This is a genomic window from Paenibacillus sepulcri (assembly GCF_042647105.1).
Lineage (GTDB): Bacteria > Bacillota > Bacilli > Paenibacillales > Paenibacillaceae > Paenibacillus_Z > Paenibacillus_Z sepulcri.
This window is the reverse complement of sequence record NZ_JBHRUP010000001.1, coordinates 8021582-8046745: the sequence shown is the minus strand read 5'-3', so window position 1 is coordinate 8046745 and position 25164 is coordinate 8021582. Positions and strand designations below refer to the sequence as shown.

Annotated in this window: 20 protein-coding genes and 3 tRNA genes; 2 read left to right on the top strand and 21 right to left on the bottom strand. The window is 51.5% G+C overall.

Annotated features, from left to right (window positions below):
- Positions 1-133: 133 nt before the first annotated feature.
- From ACFOLF_RS34890 to ACFOLF_RS34790, 21 genes are all read right to left on the bottom strand, one after another.
- A complete protein-coding gene (locus tag ACFOLF_RS34890) occupies positions 134-1123 on the bottom strand; it encodes an aldo/keto reductase (protein WP_210045318.1) in 990 nt (329 codons plus the stop codon).
- A gap of 72 nt (positions 1124-1195) precedes the next feature.
- A complete protein-coding gene (locus ACFOLF_RS34885) occupies positions 1196-2149 on the bottom strand; it encodes an aldo/keto reductase (RefSeq protein ID WP_210045319.1) in 954 nt (317 codons plus the stop codon).
- A gap of 295 nt (positions 2150-2444) precedes the next feature.
- Positions 2445-3023: a ribonuclease H-like YkuK family protein gene (locus tag ACFOLF_RS34880; RefSeq protein ID WP_210045320.1), complete on the bottom strand. Its 579-nt coding sequence runs from the start codon at positions 3021-3023 to the stop codon at positions 2445-2447.
- A 268-nt stretch (positions 3024-3291) separates the two neighbouring features.
- Positions 3292-3365, bottom strand: a tRNA-Gln gene (locus ACFOLF_RS34875).
- Positions 3366-3389: 24 nt separating this feature from the next.
- A tRNA-Pro gene (locus tag ACFOLF_RS34870) sits at positions 3390-3466 on the bottom strand.
- 92 nt (positions 3467-3558) lie between these two features.
- Positions 3559-3633: transfer RNA gene (locus tag ACFOLF_RS34865), tRNA-His, on the bottom strand.
- A gap of 971 nt (positions 3634-4604) precedes the next feature.
- Entirely contained in the window at positions 4605-5984 is a 1380-nt protein-coding gene (locus tag ACFOLF_RS34860) for an MATE family efflux transporter (protein ID WP_210045321.1), read from the bottom strand.
- A 33-nt stretch (positions 5985-6017) separates the two neighbouring features.
- On the bottom strand, positions 6018-6845 hold the full coding sequence (locus ACFOLF_RS34855; RefSeq protein ID WP_210045322.1) for a sugar phosphate isomerase/epimerase family protein: 828 nt from the start codon (positions 6843-6845) through the stop codon (positions 6018-6020).
- 135 nt (positions 6846-6980) lie between these two features.
- Positions 6981-7904 carry an AraC family transcriptional regulator gene (locus ACFOLF_RS34850; protein WP_210045323.1) on the bottom strand — a complete coding sequence of 308 codons (924 nt, stop codon included), beginning with the start codon at positions 7902-7904 and terminating at the stop codon, positions 6981-6983.
- A 21-nt stretch (positions 7905-7925) separates the two neighbouring features.
- Positions 7926-8684, bottom strand: a complete 759-nt coding sequence (locus tag ACFOLF_RS34845; protein ID WP_210045324.1) for a sugar phosphate isomerase/epimerase family protein — start codon at positions 8682-8684, stop codon at positions 7926-7928.
- Between the two features lie 125 nt (positions 8685-8809).
- The gene (locus ACFOLF_RS34840; protein WP_210045325.1) at positions 8810-9922 is read right to left on the bottom strand and encodes a Gfo/Idh/MocA family protein; all 1113 of its coding nucleotides are present in this window, start codon (positions 9920-9922) and stop codon (positions 8810-8812) included.
- A 243-nt stretch (positions 9923-10165) separates the two neighbouring features.
- Positions 10166-11917: an extracellular solute-binding protein gene (locus ACFOLF_RS34835; RefSeq protein ID WP_210045326.1), complete on the bottom strand. Its 1752-nt coding sequence runs from the start codon at positions 11915-11917 to the stop codon at positions 10166-10168.
- Between the two features lie 71 nt (positions 11918-11988).
- A complete protein-coding gene (locus ACFOLF_RS34830; protein WP_379113449.1) occupies positions 11989-12882 on the bottom strand; it encodes a carbohydrate ABC transporter permease in 894 nt (297 codons plus the stop codon).
- A gap of 15 nt (positions 12883-12897) precedes the next feature.
- The gene (locus ACFOLF_RS34825) at positions 12898-13845 is read right to left on the bottom strand and encodes an ABC transporter permease (RefSeq protein ID WP_210045327.1); all 948 of its coding nucleotides are present in this window, start codon (positions 13843-13845) and stop codon (positions 12898-12900) included.
- A gap of 125 nt (positions 13846-13970) precedes the next feature.
- Entirely contained in the window at positions 13971-15551 is a 1581-nt protein-coding gene (locus ACFOLF_RS34820) for a response regulator (RefSeq protein ID WP_210045328.1), read from the bottom strand.
- A 35-nt stretch (positions 15552-15586) separates the two neighbouring features.
- The gene (locus ACFOLF_RS34815; protein WP_210045329.1) at positions 15587-17407 is read right to left on the bottom strand and encodes a cache domain-containing sensor histidine kinase; all 1821 of its coding nucleotides are present in this window, start codon (positions 17405-17407) and stop codon (positions 15587-15589) included.
- A gap of 81 nt (positions 17408-17488) precedes the next feature.
- Positions 17489-19105, bottom strand: coding sequence for a sialate O-acetylesterase (locus tag ACFOLF_RS34810; RefSeq protein WP_210045330.1), 1617 nt, complete (start codon positions 19103-19105; stop codon positions 17489-17491).
- A gap of 52 nt (positions 19106-19157) precedes the next feature.
- Positions 19158-20894: an alpha-1,3-galactosidase-related protein gene (locus ACFOLF_RS34805; RefSeq protein WP_210045331.1), complete on the bottom strand. Its 1737-nt coding sequence runs from the start codon at positions 20892-20894 to the stop codon at positions 19158-19160.
- 138 nt (positions 20895-21032) lie between these two features.
- Positions 21033-21800, bottom strand: a complete 768-nt coding sequence (locus ACFOLF_RS34800; RefSeq protein WP_210045332.1) for a glycerophosphodiester phosphodiesterase — start codon at positions 21798-21800, stop codon at positions 21033-21035.
- Between the two features lie 233 nt (positions 21801-22033).
- A complete protein-coding gene (locus ACFOLF_RS34795; protein ID WP_210045333.1) occupies positions 22034-22843 on the bottom strand; it encodes an arsenite methyltransferase in 810 nt (269 codons plus the stop codon).
- 25 nt (positions 22844-22868) lie between these two features.
- Entirely contained in the window at positions 22869-23216 is a 348-nt protein-coding gene (locus tag ACFOLF_RS34790) for an ArsR/SmtB family transcription factor (RefSeq protein ID WP_210045334.1), read from the bottom strand.
- A 309-nt stretch (positions 23217-23525) separates the two neighbouring features.
- On the opposite strand from ACFOLF_RS34790, the gene ACFOLF_RS34785 reads away from it, so the two are divergent.
- Positions 23526-23840, top strand: a complete 315-nt coding sequence (locus ACFOLF_RS34785) for an ArsR/SmtB family transcription factor (protein ID WP_210045335.1) — start codon at positions 23526-23528, stop codon at positions 23838-23840.
- Positions 23841-23853: 13 nt separating this feature from the next.
- Positions 23854-25146 (top strand): arsenic transporter, encoded by a 1293-nt coding sequence (locus tag ACFOLF_RS34780; RefSeq protein WP_379113447.1) that lies wholly within the window; start codon positions 23854-23856, stop codon positions 25144-25146.
- The last annotated feature ends 18 nt before the right edge of the window (positions 25147-25164 follow it).

The window sequence follows — 25164 nt, the reverse complement described above, 5'->3', positions numbered from 1 at the left end:
CACGATCGAGCCCGGCTGCCGTACTTTATTTAAACCGCTTGTACCCGTGGAACTCTGCTCAATTTCCCGAAGCGGTCCTTTCTTAGAGAGCAATTTTGAAAAGGCTGCACCAGGATTTACGTTGCTCGGCTTCTTACTCCCAGTGACGTTTCCCGCCAACACGGGATTTTGGCGGAATCGCCGCATCGATACGGTCGAGATCGTCTTGGTTCAATTCAACATTAAGCGCTCCCAGATTATCGTCCAATTGCTCCATGGTTCTTGGCCCGATAATCGGCGCAGTAACGCCAGGCTGTTGAATCAGCCAGGCCAGAGCCAGCTGGCTTAAGGTAATTCCCTTCTCTTGCGCAATTGGCATCAACGCCTCGATCGCGTTCAGACGATCCACGATGTAGCCTGAATTCAAATCTACATTTTTGCGGGAAACGCGCGTATCCTGCGGGAAAGGCTGATCCTTGCGGTATCTGCCTGTCAGCCAGCCTTCAGCCAATGGCCCCCATGGCATAATGCCAAGTCCGTATTTTTGGCAAACCGGGACCACTTCCTCCTCCACACTGCGGTCAAACAGGTTGTATGGCGGCTGTTCGGCCACAAACTGCTCCAGATTCATTTGCTTGCTGATCATAATAGATTCCATCGTCTGCCAGGCCGGAAACGTGGAAAGACCGATGTAGCGGACTTTTCCCTGACGCACCAGATCATCAAGCGTTTTCAACGTTTCATCAATAGGCGTGTTCAAGTCGGGACGATGAATCCAGTACAAATCGATATAATCGGTTTGCAATCTGCTCAGGCTTTCTTCCACCTGCTTCAAAATATGGACGCGGCTGTTCCCTTGGTCATTGGGCTTCTCGCCCATCCTGCCATGCACTTTGGTTGCCAGAAAAACCTCATCGCGGCGGCCCTTGATCGCTTTGCCGACGAAGCTTTCGGATACTCCCTTGGAGTAGACGTTAGCCGTATCGATGAAATTCAAGCCCTCATCCAGAAAGCGGTGAATGATCTCGACAGATTCCTTTTCTTCCGTTCGCGAACCAAAATTCATCGCACCCAGACAGAGATTCGAAACCCTGGCTCCGGTACGGCCTAATTGACGAAAATCTACCTTATACGTTCCTGCCATTTTGTCATTCCTCCCGAAATATAATGAAAATGCCTGCATAAAGCGCCCAATTCGAGTCTTCTTCCGCCGTAGTTAAGCAGGGAAAGCGTCGCTTAGAAGCTTCATATGTTCCTCGGAAAGCTTCCAGTCAACCGCACCGACATTCTCCTGCAGCTGTTCCAGGCGGCTCACGCCCATAATGGCCGAGGACACGGCAGGTCGATTGATGATCCAGTTCAAACTGACCTGCGCCGGTGTTTTGTCCAGCTGCTCCGCTATGTCCTTCAACTGGTTAACCCCATTCTGAAATCTCTGCGCCTTCTCGGCAACCGCAGGCTCGTCAGCGCCTCTGCTACCTTCCGGAACGCTGCCCTCATATTTCCCTGACAGAATGCCTCCACCCATCGGGCTGTATAAGATCATCCCGATCCCCTGGTCAACGCACAGCGGCTGCAGCTCCTTCTCCACCGCACGGTTGGTCAGGCTGTAATTGGGCTGCACCGAAACAAAGCTTGCCAGCTTGTTCACATCGCTGACCCAAAGCGACTTGGCCAGCACCCAAGCGGGAAAATTCGAGCAGCCGATATACCGCACTTTCCCTTGACGGATCAAATCATCATAGGCGCGCAGCGACTCCTCGAGCGGCGTATCCCAATCTACGTTATGAGCCTGATACAAATCGATATAATCGGTGCCGAGCCGTCGCAGGCTGTTTTCGACTTCCTTCATGATATGGGCCCGGGACTGGCCTTTATCGTTAGGGCCTGGACCGACCTCTCCGTGAACCTTCGTAGCTACAATAACCTCATCCCGTTTTCCTTTGATCGCTTTGCCGAGAATTTCCTCGGCTTCTCCGCCCGTGTACCGGTTGGCGTTATCGATCAGATTGATCCCCATGTCGATGGCGGCATGTATAATTTGTATCGAATCCTCGGGAGTGACCTTGCCCGCTTTCCCCCAGGGCGGGTTCGGGCTTCCGAAATTCCAGCAGCCAAGGCTGATTCTCGAAACTTTAAGTCCGGACTTTCCTAATCTGACATATTCCATGATCCGTATTCTCCTCTCTTGAATCCGCGTTAACAGTTTCTTGAAAATGCTTTCAATCTTCTATGCGTTTTTTGCAGCTCAGACTAAGCATCCAAGATTTGCCCCTGCCTGTCCTATTATAAATCACATGGAAGCAGGTGGAAATGACTGAATTGTTTGAAACTTAGTAACATTCAGTATAGTGAGTGAAGGCCGGTTTGTGCTTCTTCCTGGATAGCCGTGCAAATGGCCAGTCAAAAAGCCCTTGAAAAGCAAGGGCTTTAACGCAACCTTTTTTGTCATCCGACTGATGCCATCAGATCGAACTTGCGGGTATCTTGCTGCTTTTCGAGTATCGGTCTGCATAAGAAGAGGCTCCGAAAGAGTCAGGCTTGATGACGGGCAACCAGCCCAAGGATTCCACACGATCCACCATTTCGGCAACAAAGAACGCAGTTTTGCTGATGAATTTGTCACTGCCGGCATCGATATGGATCGACACCTCGAAAGAGGCTCCCTGATAGACATAGGGCAGGATTATATCCTCCAGTTGACTCCTTTTGCGATTATCAAAATAGCATGCAATTTCCTCGCTCAGGCTGGTCTCCGTGGAAAGTTTGTTGCGCACGGATCGGATCTCCCGCGGTATAATGACCTGCCGGTAGCACGCCCATGCTCCCCTGCTTTCACGGCGGATAATGATCCCCGTGATCAGTTTTGTAAATCCCCGATGCACTTGGCCGTCCGAACCGATGATAAGATTGTAATTGGCATGAGGCTCCTTCTTCATGAAGGACTCAATTCGCGAGAAGACCGTATTCAAGTCCATGCACCGTTCTGTGGTGTTCATAAATTCCATGCTGTGAATCCAGGGTATTTTCGGGTTACTTTTCATATCATCACCTATACCTCAACGGGTCTATCTTCCTTTCCGTGGTTTGATGAAGACGCCGCGTTACCGCCTTTGCTACACCCATATGGTATGACGAAGCCTCCGAACCTATGCGTTTTTTTACAGATACAAGGGTAAGCGGGTTTATGTAATTGGTGCAGAGGGATGGAATTTAACCATCTATGATGCAGGGTGACTGTCTGTCCACTTGCACTCTGCTTCGCTTCGCACGGGAGAACAGTATTCGAACCCGCGCTTGCCAACTGAAAGTTGGCTGCCCCTCTTGGAATCGAACCAAGGATCACGGTGTCAAAGACCGTTGCCTTGCCACTTGGCTAAGGAGCAATATGATTCGTGACGGATAAAGAATGGTCGGAGCAGAAGGACTTGAACCTGCGGCCGCGTACTCCCAACATACGCGCTCTACCAAACTGAGCTAGGCCCCGATGGAGGATAGGAGCGGACATGACCCGCAAATCTGTCAGCCGCCGTTTTGAAGCGTCAGCCTATCTGATCATTTCCCATCCGTATGAAAAATTGGGGAGACCAGCGGGAATCGAACCCGCGTTTAACGGTGCCACAAACCGTCGTGTTGCCATTTCACCATGGTCTCCATGGACGATGGATCCGAAAATGGAAGCTTTAATTCCGGGCTTTCACTCTCCGCGTAAACTTCTCATGACTTTATACCGATAGAAGAACATTTGTTCGTTCATAAGGGTATAATAAAAAGCTACCTTCAACGCTCCTTTCTTCATTTGGGCATGAAGAAAGGCCACTTTGGAGAGCAGCCTTTACGCTTAAAGATATCTTGTTGTCACGAGAGTATCATCCACGGCTGAAATGAAGCGGGACAACCTCATGAAACGAAAGATTTCTACGAATTGCAGCGTAAAAGGCAAATCTGTAAAATTGAGATATACTGAACCCATGCTCGAACTGATTGATATTTTCCTCAGAAAACTGCTGGTTCCGGTTATCCGGATGAATCTTGATCCCGTAAGCATTCATGCTTGTTCCCCTCCTTCATTCTTTTCTTGTGACCGATCTTATCACAGGATATTTTTTACTGTCAACCCTTATTTTTCAATATTATAATTATGTTCTCGAGTTCGTCTCCGAACATAAAAAGGGCCGCCGGGATCGTCTGTTGAACGATCCTGGCAGCCCTCTGGCGTGTTAAAGCGGAGGCAGCTACACCTCGTTAAACTTCCGCTTATATAGGGAGGTCGGGATCGCGATATGTTGGAAGAAGGACTGCTCAAATTGCCCGCATCCGTTCGGCTGAATGTTCTGATGCTGTTCTATGCCGTATGGGTTCCGCATACCGTTCTCACTCCCTCTATCCGTTTGGTTTGCTGAAGCCAATGATAATTGAAAGTATTTCTATATGTCAAGAAATTTTTAAAAAACCCAAATAACCCCTGGTGCCATGCGGTTTTTGTTCAACTATAGAAAGTATAAATTCCCATGCGTGCTTATATTTCTGAGACAAAAAATCTTGCCGTGTCACCAGAGGACGGCGACAGGCGCTTCTTCTTGCTTAACCAAAAAAAAATAATCCCGGCTGCCCGTGCTCACGGGCTAAGCATCTGCCGCTCGAACGGCAGGCTCCCTCTCATCCAACTCCAGCAGTGATTTTTTCTGCCACGCCCTGCTTCGCCAGCGCAGGTAGAGGATGATGCCCCGCATCCATTCGTCGATGATGAAGGCAGACCAGATCCCGATCAAACCGTACCCCATATGTATCCCGAGCAAATATATAACAGGCATGCTGAACAGCCACGATACCGAGATGGACGCCACCATAGCAAAGCGCGCATCGCCTGCTGCCTGCAGCGACCGCTCAATGATAATGTTGAAGTTGCGGCCCGGCTCCAGAATAAAGCCGAGCAGCAGCAGCGATGCGCCAATCTGAATAATGGATGCTTCATGTGTGAACAGCCCCATTAGCTCTTTGCGGAACGGACTGATCAGGGCAACGGCGGCGAGTGTGATCAGCATGCTTGACCACAAATTGCGGAATACCTGGCGGTAAGCCGTTTCGCTCTCGCCCGCACCAATCAGATGGCCGATAATGATCTGCCCGCCCCGTCCGATGGATATCGCCAGCACCATGATAAGGAACATGATGTTCTGGGTATACACACGGGTTGTGAGCGCCGTCGCGCCAAGCGACGAGATGAATGCTGTCGTCACAAACTGGCTTGCGGAATAGGAGCAATTGACGGCAGATGAAGGCAAACCGACCCGCAGCACTTTGTTCACATGCTCCCGCTTCCAATGCAGCAGATGCGACCACTGAATCTGGGCGCCAACGACCTTGCGAAGAATAAGCAGGTTGACGAGAAGCCCGACCAGCTGTGCAATCGTCGTCGACATCGCCACGCCTGCCACGCCCAGCTTGGGGAAGCCGAACGGCCCGTAGATGACGAGATAGTTGCCGCATACATTGAGTATGTTCATGCCAATTGTAACCATCATCGTCTGCCGCGTGAACCCATGCGCTTGAATGATGGCAATGACGGCCGTCAGCACCCCTTGCACGACCAGAGCGCCGCCGGCAATGTAGAGAAAATGCTGCGCCTGCCGGAACAAATCCGGCGTTAGACCGAAAATATCAAGCAATATGCCGCTAAAGCCGACAACCAGCACACTGACCACAAGACCGAACAGGAAGTTGATCGCGATCGAGGATGAGACAAGTCTGCCGATCTCTGAATATCGTTTGGCCCCCAGATATTGCGTGATGACGACGGCGGAGCCGACGGCAATCACATTGAACATCAGGACGGCGAACATGATGATCTGATTGGCGACTCCGACCGATGCCACAGCGTCATCTGACACCTTGCTGAGCATAAAGGTGTCCGAAATCCGCAGCAGCATCTGCAGAGCCGATTCCACGAAGATCGGCCACGTAATCGTGAACAGAGACAGCCTGGCAACGGTTTTGGTGACCATATATATCTCCTTCTTCCAGATGGTTGCTGGCCGTTACAAGCTATAGACGGATTTCACTTTGGCGAGTCCCTGCTTCGCGACTTCCAGCGCAGACAGGCTGCCGAAGTCTTCGATGAAAAGCTCCAGCGACAGAAATCCGCTGTATCCCGCTGCATGCAGCAGCTTCGCAAGATTGGCGGAGGGGGCAATCCCCTCCCCCGGGAATACGCGATGGCTGTCGGCAATCAGGTCACGCGACGGCTCGACTGGATAATCGTTGACATGAACGATGCCGATACTGTCCCCGCTCAGGGAACCGATCCACCCTGTTGCACTGCCGCCCGTGTACATGTGGAAGGGATCAAGAAGGATTTTGGCGTTCTGCACACCGCTCTCCATTGCGACGTATACCGCTTCACTTAGCCGCGACAGCTTTTGCGCCCGGCCCCAGAACTCCAGATAAGGCTCTACCCCTATACTGCGGGCGATTGCCGCAAGCTTGCCGAACTGTTCCGCGATACCACCCAGCGTCATGGACGCGACATTGCCGAAAGGCGGCGCTGCTGCGGCGACGCAGCCGAGCTCGGCGAGCAGCTCAAGCTCCCGCTTCGCATGCTCGAAGCCCTTCTCACGCTCCGAAGCGTCAGAGTCCACCCACTTCCAGAACGCGATGGCATTGGCGAAAGTGAGGCCGGATTGTTCGATGCGCTGACGCAAATTGTTCAGTGATCCGCCAGCCGCAAGGTAAGTGTCGATATCGCGGACCCACAGCTCGATGCCTTCATAGCCAGCTTCGGCGGCAACGTCAATCTGCCGGGTGACATCAAGTTTGAATGGGAATAACGTCGACATATTCAACGATGTTTTGAATGGAAATGACATGTGGAAGCCTCCTTATTTTCTGCTGAATTAGTGATCAAAACATCGGAAGCTCTGACACCCCGCGGGGTCAGAGCTTCCAACACATCGCATACCGCGCAGACAGCCTGGAACTGCCTTAATTCAATCGTTCATATTTCAATTTGCTCCCGCATTATACAGAATCCGGTTCGGCGGATACAGCGAATCGCCCTCGTTGACGGGAACAAGATCATGATAGATGGGGTTGTAATATTTCTTTCTGTACTTCGTCGCCGTAATGCCCTTCACCGTCTTGAATACGCGGGAGAAATAATTCTCATCGGCGAAGCCGACCGCGTACGCAACATGCTTGACGCTCTGCTCCTCATAGAGCAGCAGCTGACAGGCGCGTTCGATCCGCCGCTGGATAATCGCTTCGCGCGGCGTACGGCCCATAAAGCGGACGAACGAACGGGAAAAATGCTCATGCGTCCAGCCCACTTTATTGGCAATCTTCTCAACTGACAGCGGCTGTTCCATATGCTTCTCAATGAAATCAAGCGCCTTTACGATCTGCGGCGGAATGCGGCTTGATTGCGAAGCGTGCGGCTTATCGACGATATGGCCGTTGATCTCCTCAAGCAGCGCGAGCAGCAGAGAGCTTCCCCGCTGTTGAAGCTTTTCGGGAAACGAATAGGAAATATACAGAATCTGCTTCATCATGCCGACCAGCAGGTCGCTGTCGATCGGGATGCAGGAAGGACCGCCCGGCTGCATAATCTCCAGAGGCGGGATCAGACCGGGATTTCGTTCGAAGCCGAAATGAATGAACATATGCCGCGAATGCTGGTAAGGATCGTATTCATAACGATGATGCTCGCCCGGACGGGTGACGATGAAGCAGGGCTCCTTCAGCATATAGGCTTCTCCCCCGATATGATACATGCTTTTGGACCCGTCGGGAAAATACAGCAGCTCGTAATCGTCAATTTCACGCGGCCCGAGTCCTGTTCCGGCTTTCTTGACAACATCGCCGGCGACATGGATCGAAGGCAGACAAACATATGGCAGCCGGCTGTCAGTGACGTCCGGAAGGTTCATGAAGGATCCCCCGCCTTTCCCTTATTGCTCCATGAAGCCAAGCTTCTTCAGATTGGCATAGCTGATGCGAAGGCTGTCGAACGGATCGCGGCGGCTCAGGTCCTGCTCTACGACCATCCACTGAACACCGATCTCTTCGGCAACGCGGGCAATCGCCGGAAAATCGAGAATGCCCTCGCCGATCTCCGCGAAAAATTGCTCCTCTCCCGCTTCCACATCCTTAATATGCAGCATTGGCGCACGGCCCTTGAGCTTGCTGAGATAGGTGACGGGATCCTCTCCGCCCTTCTTGATCCAGAATGTATCCAGTTCCGTCTGCACAAGCTCCGGATCGGTCTCGCGCAGGAGAATATCCAGCGCGTATTCGCCGTCGAATTTCTCAAATTCCCAGTTATGATTGTGATACAGGAAGGTAATGCCTCTTTTTTTGAACAATTCGCCAATCCGGTTCATCTTCTTCGCTTTCTCCAGCAGGTCTTCCCTGGAATCGAACTTCATCGAAATCGCGACGAATTTGCCGCCATCCACTTCTTCCAGGTAGTCGGCGATCCGGTCGGTGTCGAATTCCAGCGTATCGAACCCGGCGTGGGTACCGACGACCTTCAGACCCAGGCGGTCCAGCAGCGCCTTCTGCTGAGCAATGGTCATGCCTTCCGGCGGACGGCCGAGCTCAATGCCCTTGAAGCCGATTTCGGCGACTTTCTCCAGCGCGCCGGCATAGTCCTGCGACAGCGCCTCGCGAATGGTGTACGGTTGAACGGCAACCGGAAATTTCTTCATAACGGGATTCACCTGTCCTCTCTAGTTTTGCAGCGGAATGCGAATGGTTGCTGAATGGTTACGGATTGCTTGCCCTGCTCTGCTCTGTGGAATCGGCCATCTGCAGTATTTCTCCGTAATCGGCCTCAGGCGTCGAGTGTGTTGTACTTCAAGCCAAGCGGCAGCGGCTTTGGACGGTCCACCGTCGATTGAAGATGAACATGCTTCTCTGACGAAGAAGCCTCGAAAATACCGAGCGAAATGTCCAGAACATGACGCGCCAGCTGTCCGCTGGCGCGGTTGGCGCGGCCGGACTGGATGGCATAAGCCATATCGGCGACGCCCATGCCGCGGCCTTCCTCCGCGTAGGCATGCGAATGCGGGATTTCCTTCGTCTCGCCGCTGGGGAACTTGATGAACACAGCGCCGCCGAAGAAGTTGGGATCGGGCACAATCAGATTGCCTTCGGTTCCGAATACTTCCAGCCGCGGCGAATAGCCGAAGCTTTCTTTGGCTGCCTGCAGGCTTGCCACAGCGCCGCTTGCGAAGTCGAGAACGGCATGTACATTCGTTGGCGCTTCAAGCGGAAAGGTCTGGCCGAACGCATGGGATTGCGGGTTGAGGATGGTTATTTCCCCGTTCAGCTGCTGCGCGGAGCCTGTGACGCGGCGCACTGGACCCAGAAGTGCAATGAGTGCGGTCAAATAATAAGGGCCCATATCCATGATGGGATCGCCGCCGAGCTTCAGGAAATTCTGGAAATTCGGATGCATCCCCCCTGAGGAATTCCCCATGATGATGGTGCCATTGGCCGAATATGGCGTGCCGATCCAACCGTCGTCGATCAGCTTGATGCAGGTCTGGATGCCTGCTCCAAGAAAGGTATCCGGCGCGCAGCCGACGAGCAGCCCTTTCTGCTGGGCCAGGGCCAGCACCTGATCGGCATCCTCCCGGTTCAGTGCAAAAGGCTTTTCCGTATAGACATGCTTTCCGGCTTCCAACGCTCTGAGATTAAGCGGCGCGTGCGCGACAGGAGCTGTCAAATTGAGAACGATTTCGATTTCGGAATCCGCCAACAGCTCGTCAACCGTGTAAACATGAGGAATGTTGTACTCGTCCGCGCGCTTGCGCGCAAGCTCCTGCACCAGATCGGCGACGGCTTTGACTTCCACGATATTGCTGAACATGCCGGTCAGGTTTTTGAGATAAATATTGCTGATGACACCTGCACCGATCACACCTGCTTTTATTTTACGCACATTAATCATCCCTTTCCGGTCTGGTCTCTTGCCTGCTCTAATTATGCCGTAATATGTAAGCGATCTCAATGGATCATTCCGACAATAAACTGGACAAACTTGATATTTTGCATATTTCCATCATCTTGAAATTCACATAAAAATCCTGCAAAGTGAATTTCTTGTCTTCGATTTGAGTCATTTCATTTACAGCCAAATAAAAAAGAGCTGCCGGAGATCCGACAGCCCTGCAGCTTTGGCTATTTATTGCACTTTGCTTTGCGCCATCGCTTTGTCATACGTTTCAACATAATAATCGAACACTTCCTTGGCTCCTTTGGCCTCGTAATCCTTCAGGAACTTGTCTTTCGCCTTGGCATAATCCGCATCGTTCTTCTGGAAAATAACTTTCGCGATGTTCGCAATCAAGTAGGCGTCGAGCTGCTGCTCCTTTGCCTGAAGCGCCGATCCGGCGGGTGTCGTTATTGAGCCCAGCACGGATGTGTCATATACATACGTCGGCACTTTGGTAAAGGCTTCCGTCACGGTCTTGTAGCCGTAGTGCTCCATGAAATCCTTCTGGGCCGCCGTCATGACCTTGGCCACTGTTTCCGGCACATCCCTGAACTCGGTTGGATATCCATTCGGATTATTTTGCGGAATATATCGTCTCAGATGGTCGTATTTATGAATGCCCGTTTGCACAAAATGGTTCGGGTCCGCCAGTGCGGCTTTGATTTCCTCATCCTTGACGATCGGCACGCCGTTCACCATATCGTAATGAACGCCTTCAATCCCGTTTGTTAACAGCTCGGTGCCTTCGTTCGTGTATAAATAATCGATGAGCTTCATTGCGGCTTCCGGATTTTTGCAGTTTTTGGAGATGAACATCTGGAACTGGTCACCGTTGTACGTCGCCTGGCCGACATAGATATTCTGCTTGTTGTAATCGATCATGAAAGGCAGGAAGCCTTTCTCTGGCGTGCCCTGGGTGATAAATTGCTCATCCGCTCCGCCCAGCGACCAATGTGTCGTGCTTGCAAAATAACGGCCTGTTTTATACTTCTCCGTAATGGTGTTGTACTTCAGGGTAGCCGATTCGGGATCCAGAATGCCGCGCCGGTAGGCTTGGTTATAGAATTCCATCGATTTCCAGAAAATATTGTCCGGGTCGGAAATCCGCGGTACCAGCTTGCCTGTGTTCATATCGATATAAGCATCGTTGGGCAATGCCTGTACGAACCCCTGCAGATTGGCAATCGCCTTGTCGATCATCAGCTGCCCCCACGTCTCTGACAGGTTCAAGCCCAAACCATAGTTCTTCTTGCCGTCTTTGTTCATCGGCTCAAGCTTCTGCATCTGCTCCAGCACATTCAGCAGATCGTCCAGCGTCTCGAGCTTCGGATAATTCAATTGCTTATACAGATCCCAGCGGATATTCCACGAGTTGTCATTGACAAGCGGGGAAAACTGCACATTGCCGATACCCCCTGGCAGATAATACAGCTTGCCGTCAGGCGATGCTTGTTTCATCAGCTCGATCGCTTGTCCCGCATTCTTCTTGATATTCGGACCGTACTTCTCTACCAGCTCATCGAGCGGCATGGCAGCGTTGGCACTCTGGATCTTGGAGCTGTCGGTCAGCGAGTTGTAGACCACGATATCCGGCAGATCGTTGCCGGCGAGCATGATGGCCAGCTTCTCCGCACGATCCGTCACGTTCAGCTCCGAGGTGAAGTCGAGCTTGACGCCTGTGCGTTTCTCCAATTCCGCCATGACCTGGTCGTCCTGAAATGGTTTATTGACCACGGTAGAGCCGACTACGCCAAAAATACTGAGGGTAACAGGCTCCGTCGATCCGCCTGCGGCATCTCCGCCGGTGCTGCTTTCAGAATTGCTGTTTTTGCTGCCTTCATCTGCCGTGCCGTTGTTCGAATTCGAGCTGCACCCGATCAATGACAGGATCAGCACCATGATGACGATGACCATCGAGCTTTTTTTCCATATACCGCCCATTCGTAAACCCTCCCCATTATTTATAAAGATTATATATCAAGGCATTTGCCCGGATATCGAAGCCGCTGGATTTATCCTTTAACAGCGCCGAGCATGAGGCCTTTGAGGAAATAACGCTGCAGGAACGGATAGACGACCAGGATGGGCAGCGTGGCGATCATCGTGATGGTCATCTGGATCGATGTCGGCGTCAGAATAACAGACGTTTGTGTGGAATTCGAATTGCTCAGCATGGACATGGCCGCCGTCTGCTGGTTGACATAGGTGTACAGCAGCATTTGCAGCGTTTGCAGCTTAAGATCCGAGGCCAGATACAGATTATCCACCCAGGAGTTCCATTGATTAACGGCATTAAATATGGCTACGGTTGCAAGCACCGGAATGGTCAGCGGCAGAACAATTTTAAACAAAATCTGATAGTACGTCGCTCCATCCACCTTCGCGGATTCCTCCAGCGCAGACGGCAGCTCTTCCATATACGTCTTGATCAATACGATGTAGAAAGCAACCATCAGCCCGGGCAGTATATAGAGCAGAAAATTATTCTGCAGTCCATAGGCTTTCATCGTGAGATACCACGGGATCAGGCCCGGCGAGATATACATCGTGATGATGACGGCGCTGTACATCAACTTGCGGAAGGGCACCTCCTTCTTGCTGATCCCGTAAGAGAAAATCGTGCAGCAGATCAAGGTAAGGGCCGTACCTGCGACTGTCCTTGAGACCGAGATGAAGAACGCCCACAGAATATTGTCCTGCTGGAATACCTGGATGTAATTTTGCAGCGTAAGTCCTTGGGGAAGCAGGTAGATGCCCTTCAGAGCCTGTTCCGGGACGCTTATGGAATAGATAAAAATATAATAAAACGGATAAAGCGCAAGTAGCGCGAACACGGCAAGCAGCAAAATATTGAGTCCATCCCACATACGTTGTTTCCAGCTGCTATAGACAGCAGTATCGTTCATGATGTTCTCCCTCTCTTACAAGATCGATTTACCCGTTATCCGCTTGGTTGTGAAGTTGGCGGTGAACAGGAGGATAACGCTGACCAGGGATTTGAAAATACCGGCTGCCGTCGAATACGAGAAGTCCATATTGAGCAGACCGACACGGTACGTGTATGTATCGATAACCTCGATCTTGTCGTGAATAAGAGCGTTATGAAACACGTAATACTGGTCAAACCCGACATTGAGCATGTTGCCGATATTGAGGAGCAGCAGAATGGTGAAGGTCGGCATGATGCCGGGGATCGTAATATGAATCGCCTGCTGCCACCGGTTCGCGCCATCCACTTCGGCTGCCTGGTACTGCTCCTGATCGATGCCTGCTATGGCCGAAATATAGATGATCGCCGTCCAGCCAGCCGTTTTCCAGATCGTAGCGAGGGTCATGAACCACCAGGTCCAGTCCGGGTCGGCCAAGATATTCGAGGGCTCGCCGATCCAATGAAGCGTGCTGTAGAGCAGCTTGTTTAGCATGCCGTCATCAATGGAGAAGAAGGAGAAGAAGACAGAATAAATGATAATCCAGGATATGAAGTTCGGGAATGAGGTCACGGTTTGCACGAACTTCCCGAACCATTTTGACCGCAGATTGGTAATCATGATCGCCAGCACGACAGGGATCGGCGAGCTCAATAGTCCGAGAAAGCTCAGAACAAGCGTATTCCTCAGAACAAGACTGAAATCCGACGTCGCGTCGAACAGGCGGTGAAAATACTTGAATCCGGCAAAGGCGGAATCAGCCAGCTTCCTGCCGGGAATGTAATCGACGAACGCGATGGACCATCCCCAGAGCGGAACATAGGAAAACAACAGCACAAGCAGAAAAAAAGGAACGGTCATCACCAGCAGGGGAAAGGTTCCTCTCCATTTCGCTTTCTTCCGCCTGACGGTCTGAACGGCGGGAACGACAGCCTGTTCCATTCATAGCACTTCCTTTCGAATCGGGACGATCTCTGTAGTCTATAGATTAAGTATAAAGCCCCGCCGGCGGCGGGGCTTTCCATAAACTTTAGAAGTGTATTCGATAAAGTAAAGAAGTTTGGATGCTATCCGCCCACAAGCCTTCTGCGGTATTCACCGGGGTTCATTCCGTGGATTTGTTTGAAATGCCTGTAGAAATGGTCGACATACTTGTAACCGACCTGCTCGGCGATATCGGCGGCAGCGGCATTGGTCTCCGCAAGCAGCACGCAGGCCTCCCTGATCCTTACTTTGTTAATATAATCATTGAAATATTCGCCTGTCTCTTTCCTGAACAGCTGCCCCAGATAGACCGCATTGATATAAAACATTTTGGATAATTCCTTTAAGTTCAACTCCGATTGGTAGCGGCTCTCGATCAGCTCCACAATTTCATGAATCCGGTTCTCCGTCTTCCGGGGCTGCCGGACGCTCTCCACACTGCTGCAAATTTCTTTCGTAAACCGGCTTAGAAACGCCTTCAACAGCTGGATATCGCCATGCCGGATGATCCGCTCCACCTCGTTGAATTTGCCGGTGTAAAAGACATCCCAATCCCCGTGATACTCTTCCATTAATTTTCCTAAACGGATGACCGTCAGCATAATCTGATGCTTCAGATAATCGAGTGATACGAACTGCTGCTCAAATGGCTCGAACAGGCGTTCCGTCGCTTCCCGCGTCCGCTCCGTATTCCCCTGCCTGATCGCCTGAAGCAGTCCTGTCAAATCCCAGCGGATGCCGCCCTGCACCTCCTCGAAATCTTCTTGCCTGAAGAGAAATACATGCTCGTCCTGAAAATAAAACCGCTTATCCAGCGCTTTGACGGCCTGCGCATAAGAATCTCTGATCTGAGCGGGATGATGGACGACTGAGCCGAAGGCGATAGTCAGACTTTCTTTCGCATACCGCAGCGTGGCGTCGACGATTCGCTCTGCCAGGCTGAGAAGATCCGGCTCCGCCAGCGAAGCGGGTCCAATCAGCATTATGCCGTACCATTGCTCGGAAATCTCGAAGAAATAGCCGTTCCCGCCGATTATTTCTTCGATCATGTTCTCCAGTGCAAATTTGATCAAACCGATTTCCTGCTCTGTCAATGATGTCACAAATTCACCGTAACGGTCTATGGAGACAACCGCGCTGCAGAAACGCTCTCCATCGAGGGATATTCCGTTATCGGCAGCGGTTTCAAAGTGATGTTCATAAATCTCGCCTCGTATCAGCCTGCCCAGGAAGAAATTCTTCAGCGACTTCGACTTCGCTTTCTCCTTCACCTTCTGCCGGGTGGCCGCCAGCAGCTGCTCGTATACCTTTTCCAGTACGCCGCTTAATTCCTCAGGATCGACGGGCTTGAGCAGATAGTCGGCCACCCCGAATTTCATCGCTTCCTTGGCGAAGGAAAAATCATTGTAGCCGCTGAGAACAAGAATCGGCATTTCCGGAAACCCCGCCGCCCTCAACTGCCTTGACAGCTCAATCCCGTCCATCATAGGCATCTTGACGTCCGTAATGACCAGATCCGGTTCCAGACGCCTGGCCATCTCCAGCGCCTCCACGCCGTCCGCCGCTTCGCCTGCGATCACGAAGCCGAAGCTTTCCCAAGGGATGATCGTGCATAATCCGGTGCGGATTTGCGGCTCATCGTCAACGATCAATACTTTAAACATGCTTTCCCTCCTGCCCGATCTTCGAATGCTCTTGCTTAAAGCGCAAGCTCCGCTCCGTAACCGTTCGCACCCGGAATTCCCGTTACAACCGGCATCGTCAAGCATACCCGGGTGCCCCCTTCCGGAGGGGACTCAATGGTAACGCCAAATTTATTGCCAAAATGAAGCTGAATCCGGTCGTGCACATTCTTCAATCCGATGCTGCCGCTTTTTTTTATTTCCTGGCTCTCAAGCTCCTTGCGGATCTGCCTCAGCGTTTCGGCTGGAATGCCCCTCCCGTTGTCTTCGATCACGATCCTCATCACAGGATCCGCCATCTTCTCGATCGAGAGCCGGATACGTCCATTGTCGCGGACGCTCTCCGCCCCGTGCTTGACGGCATTTTCCACGAGAGGTTGAATGGTTAGCTTGGGAATAAGTGCGCCGGTCAGACTCTGGTCGATATCCAGTTCATATTGAACGCGCTCCTGAAAACGGTATTTCTGGATAACCAAATATTTGCGCACCAAATCGATTTCTTCCCGCAGCTCGATGAACTCCCCCTGCCAGTTCAACAAATGGCGGAACAGCTTGGAGAAATTCATGACCACGAGCGCCGTTTCCTGATCCCCCTTGTTATGAAGCCCCATCCGGATGGATTCAAGCGTGTTGAACAGAAAATGGGGATTGATCTGGTTCTGAAGTGCATACATTTCCGCCTCCTGCTTCTTGATCGTACTGTCCTTCAGCTTCAGATTCACTTCATAGTTCTCATAGATGGAGCGCTCCAGATTGACGATCATCTCATTGAAATTGCTTGTCAGCTCTCCGATCTCGTCTTTTGCGCCCTTATCCTTCAGAACCGATAATTCGCCGTTCTTGACGACCTGCATTTTCTTGACGAGAGCCTTCACCCGGTCCGTGATCCGGTTCAGCGCCAGAATGAAAATACCGCAGGAGACGACCAGTCCAAGCGCGAGCACCCATAACCCCGTTCGCCGGATTGTCTGCTCGTCGTTGATCAGCCGATCGAGCGGGATAAGGGTGAACAGCCTCCAATCGGGGTACTGTTTGCCGTTTCCGAGCGGTTCAACAATGACTTTATAGGACTTCCCTGCCCGCTCCTCCTTCATATCGAACGGCTGGGAGGCATCCGGCTGGAAATAGTCCTTCTTATCGATAAAGCTGCCGATCAGCTCCCTGTCATTGGAGGAAATCGTATAGCCGGAGCGGTCGGCGATCAGCATGGTTTTCCCGCTCTGGTCTGTCTCCATCATGAGCGCGTACAGGCTGCTCTCCGGTATCTGCATCGATATGACCGCAGTCAGCTGCCGGTTATTGTTATAGATGCTTCGGGCGATATACACCTTGTCGTCCTTATTTCCCCAGACCAAAGCGCCTTCCCCATGGACTGCTGCCAGGTAATCGGCACGCTGCCGCACCTTGTCGTCAGCGTGAATGAAAATATTGTAATCCTGCAGCAGCGTCTGGTTCAGAAATAAAATATTCAGCTCGGCGGCAGGCTCCTTGTAATTGAAATCATAGTAGGTGACTGGCTTCAGGTACAAATCGTAAGCGTCGATACTGTCCAGCTCGCTCTCATAAACCCGCTCCGGATTCAAATAATTGTTCAGCGTCTGGTCGACGCTGAGCCGATTCACGATGTCCACATAGCTGCTTAGCAGCGTCTGAATGTTTCTCGCGGTCTGAACGGAGCTGCCCTGCGTAATATTCGTCGTTTGCTCGATGATTTTCTTGCCTGACATCGACAGAATCACTTGACCGGTCACCAGCAGCGGAATGAAGATCGTCAGGAAATAGAGAATGATGAGCTTGGCGCGCAAATTCAAACGGACATTCTGAAAAAAAACCATCATCGGCAGCCTCCGGTAGCCCGTCAATATCGGGATATGAAAAGCAAAAGCCGCCTGTCCGACGGCGGAAGGGGGCTTTGAACTTTAAGCTAATTGTATGTCAAAATCGTCGGTACGGAAAGGCGCAGCCGGTATTCCATTATTTCCCTTGACGCTGGCTGCCGGCATATTGCTCCAGGCGTATCTGACTGCGACTGGTGCGTCCACATCCGGGCTGCTGACTTCCACCCGGTTGCCCGAAAATCGGGCATCTGCCGGCACAAAACGGCGATCATCCCCGCAGATTGTAAAACCGGATAACGCTCCGGATGAAGCGCAAGGCTGCACACTGTCCGGATCGAAAGCAATTATAGCCTTCCGCCCTTCCACAGCCATGTCCAGGTATCGGGGACCGCTATAGCTGGCGTCTTCGCCATAGGCCTTCGCGCGAGCCGCCAGAGCAAGCCGCTCCGCTACTGTCCGCTTGTCGACAGGGTGGATATCGTCCCGCTGGCCGCAATCGATGGTTACAATCAATGCGGTATGCGGCACATCATTGGCCACGGCCTCTTGCGCTTCACGGATGACGGGCCAGATTTCTCCGTCCGGATTGCCAAGCCACGCGAAGGAGCTCAGCTGCACAATCAGAAAAGGCAGCTCCGGGCTATCCCAGGCCTCGCGCCAGTTTGCGATCAAGCCTGTCAACAGCTCGCGGTACAAAACGGCTTCAGCCCGGTTGGCATTGGCTTCTCCCTGGTACCAGAGAACGCCGCGGATCGCGTAAGGCGCAACCGTCTGCAGCATCGTTTCGTACAGGCCGCAAGGACGCTCGGGCGATTTGTGACTGTAAGGCTGATCCGGCCATACCAATGGATGCGCAGAAACCCATCTTCGGTATCCATCCAGGCCAAGCTCCCGGACCTTCCCCGCGATATCTCCGCGTTCCTCAATGAGACGGTACATATCCTCAACGTATCGGTCATATTCCCGATCGTATTCATTCTTATCGAGGGCAGCCGTATGTTCTGTAAATGCATCCCACAAGGGTTTCAATCGCGGACTGCGTTTAAGCCAGGATTCGCTCATCCAGGCCTGGGCAGGCGTCGCTCCCCAGCAGCAGCTGATGATTCCGACCGGAACTTCCCGGGCATGCTGCAGAAATTCGGCAAAATAGTAACCAATCCCTGTAACATGCAGAGCGGTTTCCGGCGTACACACCTGCCAGTCCGCATCTTCCGAGAGCGTCCCGATGAAGTCCCATCCCGGAACGACTGCTCCATGATAGGGCCGCCGCGGCGTGGTGAAGAAGCGTATGCACGGATAGTCTGCCTTCGCCGCTGCCTCAATACCTCCCTCCACGACCAGCAGCGGCTGCACCATATTGGATTGCCCTCCTGCCAGCCAGACCTCGCCGATCCAGATGTCGGATAAGCGTATATTTGAATAGGCGTTTTGATCCGTATCCGCAAACGTATCCGTATCCTTACCTACTGCTGCCGGATTATCTAAGCATATCGTCATCTCATAGGGTCCGCCGGCCTGCATGGACGCAAGCCGAACAATCCAGTCTCCGCCGCTCACTACGGCCGTTTCCATCTGTCCGGGCAGGGAAACCGTCACTCTCCCGCCTTCCGGACCGCGTCCCCATACCGGAATTGGCGTCTGCTGCTGCAGGACCATATGATCCGTAAACATCGATGCAATCGTGAACGATTCGCTCATGCCGCCACTCCTCATCCTGTTTCCTCAATCCGCATGAACGGACAGAGTTTGTTCATGATTCGACCGGCAGATTGACCTCCGCGTTCTCCAACAAGGCAGCTCGCGGTTCGCCGCCTTCGAAGCGGTTTCCGGTAATGACCGTATTCCGGGCCGCCCGGAGCTCAATCGTATACGGTCTGCCTCCATGCATCGGATAATTACCGCTTCGCCGGACGACATTGCCTGTAAAAGTGAATCCGTCAATGGAATGGCCATAAACAAGGGGAGATTCGAAGGTGTCAAACACATTTTCTTGAATTCGGATATTCCGGTGGTAGCACTCCTCATGCGATTCGGGATTCTCAATCTCCGGATCAATATCGATCACCGCGCGTCCCCAGTCGGGATAACAATAATTGCAATCCAGAAATGTGTTATACCGGATCGTTACATCCTGAACCGCCCCTGATTCATACCAGGAATTGGCATCTCCCGAGATTTTGATCCCGGCTCCGGGAGCACTGATCGTATTGTGCTCCAGCAGCACACGGCCAGGGGTCGTGATAAGAAACCCCCTCGCCCGGTTGGCTCTGACGGTGCACCGGCGCACCGTCAGATCGGGGTTCCATGTAACATTCTCGATCACATGATATTCTCCGACGGCAGAAGGCAACGGCTGATCGAAGGTAATCAGCATATATTCCTCATTAACAAGCTCTGCACTGCGGACGCTTGCCTCCGCATAGGGCAGCAGGGATTCGTTATTGATGAAACGGACGATATCGCCCATTCCGGTAAAATCGATGCCAACCGTCATTTCGTGCATGAACCGGACCAGCAGCGTATCCTCTGATATCCGCTCCGATACCCTTACATAGATGCCATGAACATTGCATGGATCGTCCAGTTGATTCTCGAACAAACAATCTTCGATCAGAATCGTACCGCGGCAGTTCGTGAAATGCGTTGCATCCGCAGTCGCGGTCACCATCCGGCCGGAATCCGGGTTCAGCCTGACGTCGAAGCCGCGCAGCGTAATATCGGATGATCGCTGAGCTACCAGCCCCATACCGGGTGCATGATGCAGCGTTACGTTCCCGATTTCCACCTTATCGCTGCCTTTAATGAAGATGCCCGGATTTTCACGTCTCCCGAAACGCATCGTAATCCTATTGCCGACACGGGGAATATGTCTGATGTCGCCGGTCACGCGGATCAGACCCGGCCCCGCCTCGCTCAGCTTCAGCTTCTTGAACGAGTTCCAGCTGATCCGGTCTCCGCTCTGATGAGCATGGGTGCGGTTGATCGGATCGATATCGTGAAACCCCCAGACAGGAAGACGACCACCGCCAAATTCGAAGTAAAGACCGTCTGATCTCATCTCATAATCGGCATTGGCCGCTAATTGAATATCAAATGACGTCTCGGAAGCCGCTGTTACGATGCCCTGCTCGAACATCGGCCTTGCCCAATCGATCGTGAAATTGCGCAGCGTAATATTCGCACTGTTATCAAGAATAAATGGGATCATGGGACCATGAAAGATAAATTCGGAGCCTTGTCCATCTATAATGAGACCGTTCCGGTTAAGAATGGGAAACGCTGTCCTGCGGGTTCCTCCCTGATCGTGATTGGTTATATAATAGCTTCCCTCAGCCGCTCTCTCGGGGAAAAAGTGATAGCTCCCCTTCGGAAATACGAGCTCCGGATTGTCCGCTGTCCTGCTCGCCGCAAGCGCCCGGAACACGGCCAGCGCCGCATCCGCTTCTTGTCCCTCTTGCAGTCCGAACTCGGAAATATCGATTCTCATTGTTGTTCCTTCCTCCTGCCCTGTCAAACAAAATAGCCCTCGTACCGTCCATTATACAGACGATGCGAGGGCAAAGAACTCCATAAACTTAAGAAAGAAATTGGATAAAATAAAGAACGTGAATCTGCATGTATCTGCTTAGCGCACACCGGTTCCCGCCCCGCCGCCGATCAGAGCGGCCAGCCGGTCCGGATAATCCGTAATGATGCCGGCAACGCCTATATCGATCAGCGTCTGCATCGTCGCTATATCGTTGACAGTGTATGGATGATAGACAGTTCCGTGCTTGCCTGCTTCTTTTACCCATTCTGCGGTTACCGCACGATATGGCGGATGAAGCGCATCAGAGCCGATTAAAGCCGCATAAGTCCAGGGTTCATGGAGAATTGCCGAATATAAAATAGCGGTTCTCATATCCGGAGCCAGCTTCTTGAAGTGGGCCAGCGAGTAATGATTGAAACTGGAAACAATAACCTGGCTCTCCAGTCCAAATTCCCTGATGCTGCGAACCAAGGCTTCCTCCATCCCGGGATAGGGATACAGGCTGTTCTTCAGCTCCACATTCAAGATGACATCCCTGTCCTTCGCAAGCTCGAACAGCTCTTCAATAACAGGCACAGACGCACCGTGAAACTCAGATCCGAACCATGAGCCGGCGTCCTTTGTTCTGATTTCGTCCCAGCTGAGGTCCATGACCCTGCCTGCTCCGTTCGTCGTCCGGACCAGCGTTTCGTCATGAATTAGCACCAGCCTGCCGTCAGCAGTCATTTGAACATCCGTCTCGATGCCGTTTGCTCCAAGCTCCAGCCCTTTCTCAAAGGCGGCCATCGTGTTCTCCGGACAATAACCGGAAGCCCCTCTGTGTGCAAAGTTCAAAAACGTCTTGCCTTTACTTTCTTGGTTCATTGGAATCTCCCTTCAACATAAATGAAAATATTGGGAAGCGTCTTCACTATATCATCCGCTTTCTCTCCCGGGCAATCCATAAATTCAAGTATCGGCAGCGGTATTTTCAATACTTCATCAAAAGCCGAAGAAAAAATGACTGCTGCACAATCCTGACTAAAAAAAAGAAACCCGGTCACTAAGCCCGGATTTCTGCTGAATAGGAAATATACAAATGCGCCAACTAGCTTCTACTATAATGCTTTAGCCGCCTTAATCACGGCTGACACAATATACTGATCTACCTGAGCGCCGGGAATCCATTTTCGAATGAACGCCTTTGATTCGTCTTTTGGCTCAATAACGATATCAACAAATCCGCTATCCTCAAGGATGATCTGTATTTCATCAATAGAAGAGGCTCCAGAGATGCACCCCGCCAACGAGTCCATATCCTGTTTGATCTCTTCCGGCAGTGCAGCAGTCGTCACGATATCCGAAATGGCCAGCCGTCCGCCTGGTTTCAATACACGAATGGCCTCATTGAACACCTGCTGCTTATCGGGAGAGAGATTAATGACGCAATTCGAGATGATTACATTCACGCTATCATCGGAAATGGGCAAATGCTCAATCTCGCCCAGCCGGAATTCTGTATTCGCATACCCGCCTCTCAGGGCATTGCCGCGGGCCCGGCTGATCATCTCTGGCGTCATATCCACTCCGATGACCTTTCCGCTATCGCCTACCTGCTTTGCGGCAAGGAAGCTGTCGAATCCGCCCCCGCTGCCCAAATCAACCACGACTTCTCCCGCTTGCAAGGATGCGATCGCTTGCGGATTGCCGCAGCCAAGCCCCAGGTTTGCCCCTTCGGGAACGCTGGTAAGCTCATCATTCGAATAACCCAGTTTCGACGAGATATCGTTGAAATCACGCGGTGTGTCACAGCAGCTGATTGCAGGTGCGCAGCAGCCTGCGTCTGATTCGTTTTCGTTGTACAAGGCAATTTGTTTGTAGCGGCTGCGGACATGCTGGCGGATTTCATCGTTTTGAACCTGATTCATGTTTTTTCGCTCCTTTTAGTTTCAATTAACAACACCCGCTTATAGCTGCATCAGCATTACGGAACATGCAGCACAACGCTGGAGACAGCAAGTTATTAACCTCCTCCTGGTTCAGCTCATAGTAGCTCCAGGTCCCTTTGGTCTCGCGGAGAATTAATCCGGCATCCAGCAGGATCTTCAGATGATAGGACAGCTTTGATTGCGGGATGTTTAAGATCTCAACCAGATCGCAGACGCATGTATTTCCTCTTTGGGTAAGCTCATACATGATTTGCAGTCTTTTCTGGTCGGCCAAAGCCTTGAATTTGTTCTCATACGGCGTAAAATCAGGGGTCTTTGCTTCTGAAACGATTATGGGAAGCTCTTTAATCATATCGATTCTCCTTAGCAGCAAACGGGTTGGCAGCATGCCGCATATATGTGATTCTGGAACATCAGATACCCGGCAGAAAGTATATCGGTCATATTCGCCACGCTCCATTAATCAAATTATTTTGATGTATTCATCCTACCACGAAACATTTTCCAATTCAACACTAAATCAAAATAATTTGATTTAATGCAATAACCATCATTCTGTGACTCATATTATTCCAGACTAATATAATCATTTACTTATATACTAGAGTATGTATAATTATGATGAGCTCATGTGTGAGGTACTTGAAAGGAGTTGAACGAGATGACCAATGTCGGAGAGATGCTGGAATCCCTCAAGCTGCTCTCGGATAAAAGCAGGTTGACCATCCTGACCCTTCTCAGGGAACAGGAACTGTGCGTCTGCGATATTGTGGAGATCCTCGAGACCACGCAGCCAAATGTAAGCCAGCATCTGAAGAAATTGAAAACAGGAGGTCTCATTAACGAAACCAAACGCCGGCAGTGGGTTTATTATTCATTGAATTTGGCTGACAAGCCTTATCTGAATGATCTTCTGGCCCATCTCCCATCTATGAAAGACAGAATAAATGCGTTAAATACGCAAAGCTGCGACTGAACCTGGAGGATTTATGCTGACGATTGCTTCGCTCATATTCTTGATTACCCTGATTTTTGTGATTTGGCAGCCAAAAGGCCTCAATATCGGCTGGTCCGCATGCGGAGGCGCCATTATTGCCCTGCTTTTCGGAGTCGTCAGCTTTTACGATGTATGGGAAGTCACCCAGATCGTCTGGAATGCTACGCTAACGTTTGTTGCCATCATATTGATCTCGCTCATCCTCGATGAAATAGGCTTTTTTGAATGGGCTGCTCTGCACATGGCCCGTATTGCCAGAGGAAACGGCAAACTAATGTTCGTTTATGTCATCCTGCTCGGAGCCGCGGTCGCCGCATTTTTCGCCAATGACGGAGCTGCGCTGATCCTGACCCCGATTGTCCTCGCCATGGTGAGAGCCTTAAAGTTTGACTCAAGGATGATTCTGCCCTTCATTATGGCGAGCGGATTTATCTCGGATACGGCTTCCCTGCCACTTGTGGTAAGCAATCTGGTGAATATTATATCCTCGGATTATTTCGGTATCGGATTTGCCGAATATGCCGGTCGAATGATTGTGCCTACCATCTTCGCTATCGCCTCGAGCCTGCTGGTCCTGTACCTCATGTTCGGGAGGAACATTCCAAAGAGCTATGATCTTGATCAATTAAAGAAACCAGGCGAAGCCATTAAAGACTACAAGATGTTTCGGATTTCCTGGGTAATCCTGGCTGTGCTGCTGATTGCCTATTTGACAAGTGAATTCATCCATGTGCCGGTATCGATTATTGCAGGTGCTGCAGCAATTGTGTTTCTCTTTCTCTCCAGACAAAGCAAGGAAATTCATACATGGAGCCTGGTAAAGGGAGCTCCTTGGGCTGTCGTAGCATTCTCGATCGGCATGTACGTTGTCGTTTACGGGCTGCGGAATGTCGGGCTTACCGATGAGCTGGGAGCAGTGTTCGATTGGGCCGGAGATCAAGGATTGTTCATTGCCACGGTTGGCGCCGGTTTTATAGCCGCTATTCTCTCTTCCATTATGAACAACCTGCCCACTGTCATGATTGATGCTCTGGCTATCCAGGGAACGGATACCACCGGTGTCGTAAGGGAAGCGTTCATCTATGCCAATGTCATCGGTTCCGATTTGGGTCCCAAAATCACTCCGATCGGATCCCTCGCAACTCTTCTATGGCTCCATGTATTGTCTGCCAAGGGAGTTAAAATAAGCTGGGGATATTACTTCAAAGTTGGCATTGTTCTGACGCTTCCCGTCTTGTTGATTACGCTGACCAGCCTATATCTCTGGTTATTAATTGTGGGCTGAATCCATTATAGCTAAAGG

Coding starts and splice junctions, on each gene's coding strand:
- ACFOLF_RS34805 (WP_210045331.1), bottom strand. CDS start 20,894: ATGAGAATCGATATTTCCGAGTTCGGACTGCAAGAGGGACAAGAAGCG.
- ACFOLF_RS34790 (WP_210045334.1), bottom strand. CDS start 23,216: ATGATTAAAGAGCTTCCCATAATCGTTTCAGAAGCAAAGACCCCTGAT.
- ACFOLF_RS34845 (WP_210045324.1), bottom strand. CDS start 8,684: ATGAAGAAATTTCCGGTTGCCGTTCAACCGTACACCATTCGCGAGGCG.
- ACFOLF_RS34855 (WP_210045322.1), bottom strand. CDS start 6,845: ATGTCATTTCCATTCAAAACATCGTTGAATATGTCGACGTTATTCCCA.
- ACFOLF_RS34885 (WP_210045319.1), bottom strand. CDS start 2,149: ATGGAATATGTCAGATTAGGAAAGTCCGGACTTAAAGTTTCGAGAATC.
- ACFOLF_RS34825 (WP_210045327.1), bottom strand. CDS start 13,845: ATGGAACAGGCTGTCGTTCCCGCCGTTCAGACCGTCAGGCGGAAGAAA.
- ACFOLF_RS34785 (WP_210045335.1), top strand. CDS start 23,526: ATGACCAATGTCGGAGAGATGCTGGAATCCCTCAAGCTGCTCTCGGAT.
- ACFOLF_RS34780 (WP_379113447.1), top strand. CDS start 23,854: ATGCTGACGATTGCTTCGCTCATATTCTTGATTACCCTGATTTTTGTG.
- ACFOLF_RS34830 (WP_379113449.1), bottom strand. CDS start 12,882: ATGAACGATACTGCTGTCTATAGCAGCTGGAAACAACGTATGTGGGAT.
- ACFOLF_RS34880 (WP_210045320.1), bottom strand. CDS start 3,023: ATGAAAAGTAACCCGAAAATACCCTGGATTCACAGCATGGAATTTATG.
- ACFOLF_RS34890 (WP_210045318.1), bottom strand. CDS start 1,123: ATGGCAGGAACGTATAAGGTAGATTTTCGTCAATTAGGCCGTACCGGA.
- ACFOLF_RS34810 (WP_210045330.1), bottom strand. CDS start 19,105: ATGAGCGAATCGTTCACGATTGCATCGATGTTTACGGATCATATGGTC.
- ACFOLF_RS34850 (WP_210045323.1), bottom strand. CDS start 7,904: ATGAACCTTCCGGACGTCACTGACAGCCGGCTGCCATATGTTTGTCTG.
- ACFOLF_RS34860 (WP_210045321.1), bottom strand. CDS start 5,984: ATGGTCACCAAAACCGTTGCCAGGCTGTCTCTGTTCACGATTACGTGG.
- ACFOLF_RS34815 (WP_210045329.1), bottom strand. CDS start 17,407: ATGATGGTTTTTTTTCAGAATGTCCGTTTGAATTTGCGCGCCAAGCTC.
- ACFOLF_RS34820 (WP_210045328.1), bottom strand. CDS start 15,551: ATGTTTAAAGTATTGATCGTTGACGATGAGCCGCAAATCCGCACCGGA.
- ACFOLF_RS34800 (WP_210045332.1), bottom strand. CDS start 21,800: ATGAACCAAGAAAGTAAAGGCAAGACGTTTTTGAACTTTGCACACAGA.
- ACFOLF_RS34835 (WP_210045326.1), bottom strand. CDS start 11,917: ATGGGCGGTATATGGAAAAAAAGCTCGATGGTCATCGTCATCATGGTG.
- ACFOLF_RS34795 (WP_210045333.1), bottom strand. CDS start 22,843: ATGAATCAGGTTCAAAACGATGAAATCCGCCAGCATGTCCGCAGCCGC.